Raw genomic sequence first — 6,180 nt, 5'->3', positions numbered from 1 at the left:
TCATTAACAGTATTTAAAAAAGCATTAGAAAAATTAGAACGAAGCCACTGCCCTATACTTAGCCATCGTATAAGCTTTGTTGTAACAGCTTAACAAATATTTTGCAGTGGAACTCCATCTAAAGTTTTCTTCTACTCTCTTTACAGAGTTTTGTCTAACTTTATTCCACAGCTCCAAGTCCTCAGTCCTTATCATTATGTCATTCATGTTGAGATATCCTTTATCTTTTGTTTCGCTTGCCATTGAAAGAGAGAGTGACGTTAAAAGTCCCCTATATAACTCCCATATATTATCTGGGTCTACAACAAACCCAGTCCCGTTATTTATATCGCTTCTAAGATCTACAACAGATTCTCTAAGTCCTCCTACAGCGTAAGCAACTACTGGTGTGCCGACAGCCATTGCTTCAAGAGCTACAATACCAAAAGGCTCCCATCTTGAGGGGACTGCGAATACAGACGCAGCATAGTAAAAGAGTTTGTAGATATCCCTAGGCATTGATGATGAGATTAAGAGTCTAACATTTCCTCCCATTTCAGAGGCTTTATTCACTAAGTCATTAAGTAAACCGTAATCACCTGAAGGAAGCCCAAGGACTACTAGTCTAGCGTTAGGGATTTTGTTTATAACTTCTCTAAATGCTCTTATAAGTAGATCAACACCCTTTTGATAGACAAGTCTGCCTGCAAATAACACTAATGGACCGTCATCTAATTTTGTGTAAGTCCAATCGTCTTTAATCCCAATCCTAAACCTGTTATTCCATAAAATGTTTCCAGTAGTATAATCCTCTGGTATTAAACGAAGAGATTCAAGCATGTTGTAAAGTCTTCTTCTCACCTCAACCCTATCTTCTGTATTAAAAAATTTTCTTGCATATCCTTTCACTTCATCTAAACTCCAGTCGGTTCCATTATACGTAACACAGCTCTTATTCTCAATCCAGTTACCAGTAAAGTTGTATACATCGTAAGTCAGATAGCTTTTACTCACTGTAGTAACTACGTCAGCTTCCCATGCTCCAAACTTTTCAATAAGCCCTTGTGATAATTCATCCCATACTTGTTTCATGGTATACACTTTATGAGAAACAACTTGCCATACATAGTGGGGGCAATTACTTATACCAGACCAATCATCAGAAGCATAGTGCCATGGTACTCCCACCTTGTTTAGTAAGTGTATTGTATAAACTAAAGGTATTACAATTTTCCTTACTTCAAAAGTCTGCTTTGCAAGAACACCTGCAACTACAGCGTGCCAATCATGCGCATGAATAATTGATGGTATATTTGATGGTATCGAAAACACAGAATATGCTTGAACACCTCTAGCTAGGAGTGATGATTTTTCCATGATATTATCGTAAACATTCCAAGTATCAATCAGCCTACCAGTATTATAATCAAGCCCTTTCACAAGGATAACATTAAAGCCATCAAGTTTACCTTCTTCAAATCCAAGGGCATAAGGGTATCTTTTCCCGTCCATTCCAATTCTATCCCCATACGAAGTTAAGGACAGTTCCCTTAACCTAAGTGTTGACCTATAATAATCATTAAGATGTCTTCCATGACTTGGCATCATAACTGTTACTTCAATACCTTTCTCTGCTAGACCCTTCGCCATATTATAAACTGCACTTCCTAGTCCACCGACAGAAGCTATGTTTGCCAATTCAACGCTAATCATCCAAACTTTTTTTATTTCATCTTCTGGAAACCAAATAGCTTCTATCCTTTTCATCTAAGCCACTCCTTTAAATATTTCTCATATTCTTTAAATGCAGGCTCTCTATTTATAATTTCTCTAAATTGATCTTCATTCCATGCTTCACTGCTTCTTTTCCCATCCTTGTAAAATATAAATGGCTCCCTATCTATCTTTAAAAGTTTTAATAGCTCATCTTGGAAAGAAGTTATTGCATAAAATTCATTAATGAAAGCGTCTATTGGAGAGTTAAAAGAACTGAAATATGAGTGAACTTCTGCTGGTCCACCGCTTCCCAAAAACATGTAGTAATAGTTGTCACTTGTAGTAAAGTATTTCCATGCTTTAAGATATTCGCCACCAGCTTCTTTTGCTATCATTTCAGTCCTCCTAACCATTTCATCATAAGCCCATTGCATTATGTTTCCCAACCAACTACTCTCATCTTTGTTTATATCAGCCCATGAAACAGTAGAATCAATAGTTATTTCATCGTAGTAATTTTTGTAAATTTCTCTAGGTAGTTTGAATTCAACTCTTCTTTTGTGCAATTCTCTTGGTAACCATCTAAGGAAATCTAATATTCCGCTTTCAGGCCAGTGATGTTCTCCAAATGTCTCATAATCAACGAAAATTAGCCCTACTTCTCCTTCAGCCCATGAAACCCAATCAGCAAATTTTGGAGCTGTTAAGGGATATTGATCCCATTTTGGATTTGAGAACCTAAAGGCTATGTCATCACTGAGTCTGTAATTTCTCAGAAGTAAGGAGAGATTTGTATCTCTTATTTTATAAACTCTATTAGGACTTCTTCCCCTTAGTAAACTTTCTTTTCCTTCAGTTATAACAGTCTTAAATCCAAGCTTTTCGATCTCTTTTGTGATCCTAGGGGTTAAGAGTAACTCAGTGTTTTCAAATGTTATAGGTTCTTGGTCAAAGTAATCTTTTATTAGTTGCTTATGTGTCTTTACTTGTTCTCTCCACTCATTAAGGTCTTCCCAGAGTGATGTAATTGAATGATAGTATGTTTGGGAAAGAAACTCTACCTTGTGAGTATAAGCTAACTGTTGGAAGAGCTCTAATACGTCTTTTCCCCACTGTTCTGCTTGTTCGATGAAAGTCCCAGATATGGAAAAAAAGAACTTGAAATCATAACCTTCATTCTCTCCCCTTTCAATTTCTTCAATCAGTATCTTAGTTGCTGGAAGATAACATTTGTTCTTAACCCTTTGAAATATGTCCTTGTTCAAGTCATTGTCAAAGTATTTCGCCAGAGGACTTCCTCTCATAATGGGGTTCCAAAAGAAGTCTCTTCGAATCCTAAACGGTTGATGTACTTCAAATCCTAGTATTAAATTTCTCATACTATATTCTTTATAAGTAATGAATTATAAAAATTACATATGACCTGGAAAATAGAAGATGTCAAAGTTATAATTCCTATAGGTGGAGAAGCGACAAGATTAAGGCCATTAACCATAGAAACATCTAAAGCGGCAGTAAGGTTGCTTAATAGACCTTTAATAGAATACACGTTGATAGAGTTGGCTAGGCAAGGGATAAAGGAGTTTATTTTTGGTGTAAAGGGGTACGTGAATTACCGTTCTTTATATGATCTTTATAAAGAAGGAATAGGTTTTTCAGCCAGATATCATATACAACCAAGAGTTCACTTCAAGTATATTCCTAGGGCAGATACTGTTGGTAATGGACATGCAGTAAAAGTCGCTTTAGACTATTATGACATAAACGAACCCTCAGTTATAGTTCAAGGGGACAACCTATTTAGCCTTGATATAAAGAAAGTCCTTGAATATCATGAGCAAAAGAACGCTATGATGACTATAGTCCTTAAGAAAGTTGAGAATGTTGAAGAATTTGGTGTTGCTGATTTAGATAATGATATGAGAATAAAGAAGTTCGTGGAGAAACCTAAAAAGAAAGAAGAAGCTCCATCAGATCTTGCAAATACTGGAATTTATATTCTTAGTCCAAAAATTAGGGATATCTTTGATAGTGATGAAATGGAAGAGATGTTGAAACTCGGTAAGATGGATTTTGGAAAAGACATTATTCCTTATCTTATAAGAAACGGTTACCCCGTTTATGGATATGTGACACAAGATTTATGGTTTGATGTTGGTACACCGGATAGATATCTAGATGCTATGCTTACTTTACTCAAATCCTTGTCAGATGAGGATATGCAAGGCATAAGGATTGATGAAAGGAGGAGAATATTTGTCCAAGGGACTAGTCCTGATTCTAGGAAGAGAAGATTAAGCATAAAGAGAATGTATAGGAAAGGCACTCTTAAGCTAGAGGGAGATATCCTTATTGGAAGACATTGCCAAATAGGCAGTGGGACTTACATAGAGGAGTCTGGCATTGACAACTTCACTATCATAGGAGGGAATAGTAAGATTATTAGAAGTTCTGTCATGGACAGAGTCTATATAGGAGATAACGCGTTAATAGAAAACTCAATTATAGGAAGGCATGTAGAAATTAGATCTACGTCATCAAAACCTACAAGGATAATAAACAGCGTTATTGCAGATGATACCGTGATTGGAGAAGGGAGCGAAATCACTAATTCAAAGATCTATCCTCATAAATTTATAAATGCCGATAGCAAAATATTCGATACTGTGCTAACATGAGATATCTCAGCATTGGAAACGGAAAGATACTAATCAACATTGACGAATTAGGAAGACCAACAGACCTCTATTTTCCTTATGTGGGAATGGAAAACCAGAGTGCAGGTAAACCAATAAGACACTATTTCTTTGATGGCGAAAAAATATATGATGATTGGAAAGTCACAGTAAATTATTTACAAAATACAAATATTGCTGAAATTAGAGGGGATGTAAATGAGAACATTTCTGTTATGTTTTATGATTTTGCAGATTTGCATGACCCGATTTATTATAGGATAATAAAAGTTTTGAACAAAGGGAACGAGAAAATAAAAGGAAAATTGCTCTTTCTCGTTGATCTAGATTTATATTCAAGTTATTTTGGGGACACTGCATTTTATGACCCACAAACTTCTTCTATTATTCATTATAAATCAAGGAGATATGTCGGGGTAAAGCTTTTCGGAATAATGAAAGACTTGAAAGAATATAGCATAGGGAAAACTGAGGTTTCTTACGACGTCCTTGATGGTAACCTAAATATGAAACCTATAGATAATGGTGATGTACAGTTTGCGATAGCAATAGACTTGGATTTACAACCCAAAGGAAGCGACAAGGCATATCTTACTATAGCATTTGAGAGAGAGTTAAAAGGATTAAGAAGACTTTTATCAAGCATATCATCAACTTCAGTAGAGTCAACGTTTACAGGCAATTATATGTTTTGGCTTAATTGGTTGAAAAGAGCTAAAAACATCGATAATAATGTTGAAAAAATATATAAGACAAGCCTTTTAGTGATAAAAAATCATATAGACAACAACGGTTCTATTATAGCTTCTTCCGATTATAGTTTTGTGAGCCTTTGGGGGGATTCGTATAATTATTGTTGGCCGAGGGATAGTGCAATAGCTTCTCATGCCTTAGATATCTCTGGTTATGGAGACATTGCAATGAGGCATTATAATTTCATATCCGAAGTAGCTAGTGAAGAGGGATTCCTATATCACAAATACAACCCGGATAAAACTCTTGCTAGTTCTTGGCATCCTTGGGCGTATAAGGGAAGGCAAATTTACCCTATTCAGGAGGATGAAACTGCTCTGCAAGTCTGGGCAATAGCTTCACATTATTCGATATATAAAGATATAGACGAATTGATCCATATTTATCAGAGTTTCTTTAAGCCCGCTGTTAGATTTATAATGAGGTACATAGAAGACGGTCTTCCAAAACCCAGTTTTGACCTCTGGGAAGAACGTTATGGCATTCATATTTATACAGTTTCAACTGTTTATGGAGCATTATCTAAAGGGTCTGAATTGGTGAGAGATATGGGGGATGAAGTACTAGCTTCTGATATGCTTGATATTGCTGAGTATATAAAACAAGAAGCGTTGAAGAGAATGACATACAATAGCAGATTCATAAGAAGGATTGATGAAAATGGGAACAAAGATCTAACTATAGACGCTAGTATGTATTCTCCTTATTTCTTTGGGATGATAGAGCCTCAAAATCCAATAATGGTAAATACAGTAAAAGCTATTGAAAATTCGCTAACGGTAAATGGAGGAGTTATACGATATGAAAATGATCCCTATAGAAGAGTGAAATCTCAACCTAATCCTTGGATTATAACTACATTATGGCTAGCAGAGTATTATGCTGATACTTCACAGAAAGAAAAAGCTTTGAAATTAGTAAACTGGGTAATGAGCAAAGCTTTGCCTAGTGGTTTATTACCAGAACAGGTAGATCCAGAGACATTTGTTTCCACTTCGGTAGTTCCACTTATATGGTCTCATGCCGAATTTATAAT

The 6,180-nt window shown here is 35.7% G+C and carries 4 protein-coding genes; 2 read left to right on the top strand and 2 right to left on the bottom strand.

Annotated elements, in window-relative coordinates; all coding sequences use genetic code 11:
* Window positions 1-33: 33 nt before the first annotated feature.
* Complete coding sequence (locus AC3OCB_RS00555; protein ID WP_498340202.1) at window positions 34-1,746, bottom strand: glycosyltransferase; 1,713 nt, start codon at window positions 1,744-1,746, stop codon at window positions 34-36.
* Complete coding sequence (locus AC3OCB_RS00550) at window positions 1,743-3,074, bottom strand: glycoside hydrolase family 57 protein (RefSeq protein WP_498340201.1); 1,332 nt, start codon at window positions 3,072-3,074, stop codon at window positions 1,743-1,745. Before AC3OCB_RS00550 ends, AC3OCB_RS00555 begins: the two co-directional genes overlap by 4 nt.
* Before the next feature lie 39 nt (window positions 3,075-3,113).
* Between AC3OCB_RS00550 and AC3OCB_RS00545 the strand changes: the two genes are divergently transcribed.
* Window positions 3,114-4,373, top strand: coding sequence for a nucleotidyltransferase family protein (locus tag AC3OCB_RS00545; protein ID WP_498340199.1), 1,260 nt, complete (start codon window positions 3,114-3,116; stop codon window positions 4,371-4,373).
* Window positions 4,370-6,180 (top strand): glycoside hydrolase family 15 protein (locus AC3OCB_RS00540; RefSeq protein ID WP_498340198.1); only part of this gene is annotated, 1,811 nt, incomplete at its 3' end. The genes AC3OCB_RS00545 and AC3OCB_RS00540, both read left to right, overlap by 4 nt.

Source organism: Sulfurisphaera sp., assembly GCF_059755235.1.
Note: the sequence above shows the minus strand (reverse complement) of the source record. Positions and strands in the feature narration are given on the sequence as shown.

Excerpts from the sequence above, each read along its gene's own strand:
- AC3OCB_RS00550 (WP_498340201.1), bottom strand. The coding sequence starts at position 3,074 with ATGAGAAATTTAATACTAGGATTTGAAGTACATCAACCGTTTAGGATT.
- AC3OCB_RS00545 (WP_498340199.1), top strand. The coding sequence starts at position 3,114 with ATGACCTGGAAAATAGAAGATGTCAAAGTTATAATTCCTATAGGTGGA.
- AC3OCB_RS00555 (WP_498340202.1), bottom strand. The coding sequence starts at position 1,746 with ATGAAAAGGATAGAAGCTATTTGGTTTCCAGAAGATGAAATAAAAAAA.